2 protein-coding genes are annotated in these 3,124 nt (G+C 73.8%); both read right to left on the bottom strand.

Annotated features, from left to right (window positions below):
* On the bottom strand, nucleotides 1-1,321 hold a 1,321-nt coding region (locus PSH25_RS19290), incomplete at its 3' end, for an NADH-quinone oxidoreductase subunit N (RefSeq protein ID WP_238660407.1).
* Between the two features lie 112 nt (nucleotides 1,322-1,433).
* The gene (locus PSH25_RS19295; protein WP_238660408.1) at nucleotides 1,434-2,942 is read right to left on the bottom strand and encodes a complex I subunit 4 family protein; all 1,509 of its coding nucleotides are present in this window, start codon (nucleotides 2,940-2,942) and stop codon (nucleotides 1,434-1,436) included.
* Nucleotides 2,943-3,124: the final 182 nt, after the last annotated feature.

The raw sequence follows: 3,124 nt of genomic DNA on the forward strand, positions 1-3,124 counted from the left end.
CCCGCAGGTAGTAGGCAAGCCCGATCACGGCGTTCAGCGCCACCACCAGGGCCAGCCAGGCCGCGCCACCGTCCAGCAGCGCCCGGACCACTGTCACCTTCGCGAACAGGCCGGCCAGCCCCGGCGGCAGACCAGCCAGTCCCACAAGCGCGAGACCGAGCGCCGCGGCCCGCCACGGGTGCCGCCGGGCCGCCCCGCGCAGGTCGTCAAGCGTGCCGCCGTCCGCACCCGCCGGCCGCAGCGCGGTCACTCCGGCGAAGGCGGCCAGCTCCAACACCACGAAGAAGACGGCGTACGCCACGGCGGCCGCGTACGCGGCGGATCGTGCCTCGTCCGTGCGCCCGGCGGCCAGCGCCAACGCTCCCAACGGGGCGAGGATGTACCCGGCCTGCGCGACGGACGACCAGGCGAGCAGCCGGACGGTCCGCCGCTGACGCAGGGCGACCAGGTTGCCGACGGTCATGGTGAGCACGGCGAGCAGGGCGAGCACCGGACCGGCCTGGTCCGCCGGCAGCGCCCGCTGCACCACGGCGAGCAGGGCGACCAGGCCGCCCAGCTTCGACGCGGTGGACAAATACGCGGCCACCGGCAGCGGCGCGCCGTCGTAGGTGGCCGGCGCCCAGGCGTGGAACGGCACCGCCGCCACCTTGAACGCCAACCCGACCAGCAGCACCGCCACCGCGGCGGTGGTCAACGGCAGCTCCCGCAACTCCGGCTGCTCCGCGAGCAACGCGCCGAGCCGGTCCAGGTGCAGCCCGCCCGTCACCGCGTACAGCAGCGCCGCGCCGAGCAGGGTCAGCGTGGTCGCCACCACGCTGACCACGAAGAAGGTCAACGCCGCCTCGGCACTCGCGAGGCTCCCCCGACGCAGACCGACCAGCACGTACAGCGGCAGGGTCAGCGTCTCCAGGGCGACGATCAACGTGATCAGGTCACCGGCCGCGCCGAGCACCACGCCGCCGGTCATCGAGCAGGCCAGCAGGAAGGCGTACTCCCCGACCGGTGACCGCCCGGCCCGCAGCGCGGGCACCGACAGCCCGAGCACGCCCAGGGTGAGCAACGCGACCACCACGCCGACCAGGGCCGCCCGACCGCCGAAGATCCAGGAGCAGTCGGCGCCCACGCAGAACGTCCGCCGCTCCGCACCCGCCCCGACCAGCGCGGAGCCGACGGCGGTGCCGAGCGCGCCGAGCGCGGCCACCGCGATGGTGGCCCGTGGCCGGGCCACCAGCAGATCGGTGATGAGCACGAGCACTGCCGTGCCGGCGGCCAGGTAGGCCGGCAGCAGCGCGACGCTGTCCACGCTCTGCACGACGTTCATCTGAGCCCGCCTTCGTTCGCGACTGCGGGGCTCCGCTTCGCCGCACTCCTCGCGCTCACGAGCCCGCCTTCGTTCGAGACTGCGGGGCTCCGCTTCGCTGCACTCCTCGCGCTCACCGGGAAACCACCCCGATCAGGGCGTCGACGGGGGCCTCGGCGACGCCGAGGAGCAGCGTCGGCGCCAGCCCGATGGCCAACGCGAGCAGCACCAGCGGCACCCAGGCGGTCAGCTCCGCACCGGCCAGGCCGGGGCCGACCTGCCCGACGGCGGGGCTCGGGCGGTTGTGGGTGACCTGGCGCAACAACCGCAGGAAGTACGCGGCGGTGAGCGCCCCACCGACCGCCGCCAGCACCCCGAGGGTGGTCCAGAGCGGGCCGCCCACCTGCACGGCGGCGATCACCGCGAACGCCTCGCCCCAGAAGCCGGCCAGCCCGGGCAGGCCCAGCGACGCGATCGCCGCGAACGCCAGCAGACCCGCCAACCGGGGCGCGGTCTCCCGCAGCCCGGACAACTCGGCGAGGGTGCCCGTGCCGGTACGGTCCTTCACCGCCCCGGCCAGGAAGAACAGCAGGCCGGTGATCACACCGTGCGCGACGTTGCCGATCAACGCCGCCTGGATGCCGGTGGCGGTCAGCGTGGCGACGCCCAGCAGCACGAAGCCCATGTGCCCCACGCTGGAGTACGCGATCAGCCGCTTCACCTCCGACTGGGCCAGGCAGACCAGCGAACCGATCAGGATCGCGGCGACAGCCAGCACGCCGAGCACCGGCGCCGCCCAACGGGCACCCTCCGGCGCCACCCCCACCGCCACCCGGATCAGGCCGTACGTGCCCATCTTGAGCAGCACACCGGCCAACACGACACTGCCCACCGTGGGTGCCTGGGTGTGCGCGTCGGGCAGCCAGGAGTGCAGCGGCCACAGCGGGCTCTTCACCGCGAACGCCACCGCGAGCAGGGTGAACGCGGCCAACTGGGTGCCCCGGGACATCCCCGCGCCACCGGTCAACGTCACCAGGTCGGCGGTGCCGGCGGCGGCGACCACGACGTACACGCCGACCAGCAGCAGCACCGACCCGAACAGCGTGTAGAGGGCGAACTTCCGGGCCGCCCGGCGGCGGTCCGCACCACCCCAACCGGCGATGATCGCGTACATCGGCAGCAGGACGACCTCGAAGAAGAGGAAGAACAGCACCAGGTCCAAGGCGAGGAAGGTGCCCAGGATGCCCACCTCGACCACCAACAGCAGCGCGACGAGCGCCCGGCCGCTGCCGCCGTCCGGCACCCGCCACATGGTGTACGCGCAGCAGAGCAGCGTGAGCAGCGCGGTCAACACCACCAGCGGCCAGGAGATGCCGTCGACGCCGAGGTGGAAGCGCAACTCCAGACCGGGCACCCAGGGCAGGTCCAGTTGGTGCCACGGACGCACCGCCGGCGCGCCGGCCGACCAGGCGACCCAGCCTCGACCGCCGAACACCAGCGGCACCGCGGCCAGCAGGGTCAGCGCCGCCGCGACCGTGCCGACCAGCCGGGCCGCCCGGTCCCGGGGCGTAGCCGCCACCGCGACCGCGCCCAGCGCCGGCAGCGCCAGCACAGCGACAAGCAACCCCTGCCCAAACGTCACCGGATTACCTCTGTTCGCGACTGCGGGGCTCGCAAACCCGGCTCACTCCTCGCGCTCACTGGATTACCTCTGTTCGCGACTGCGGGGCTCGCAAACCCGGCTCACTCCTCGCGCTCACTGGTTGACTCCCAACAGGGCGGCGGCCAGGCCGATCAGCAGCGCGCCGGCCCAGACCCCCGCCG

This window comes from Micromonospora foliorum (assembly GCF_022229015.1).
In the GTDB taxonomy this organism is placed as follows: Bacteria; Actinomycetota; Actinomycetes; order Mycobacteriales; family Micromonosporaceae; genus Micromonospora; species Micromonospora foliorum.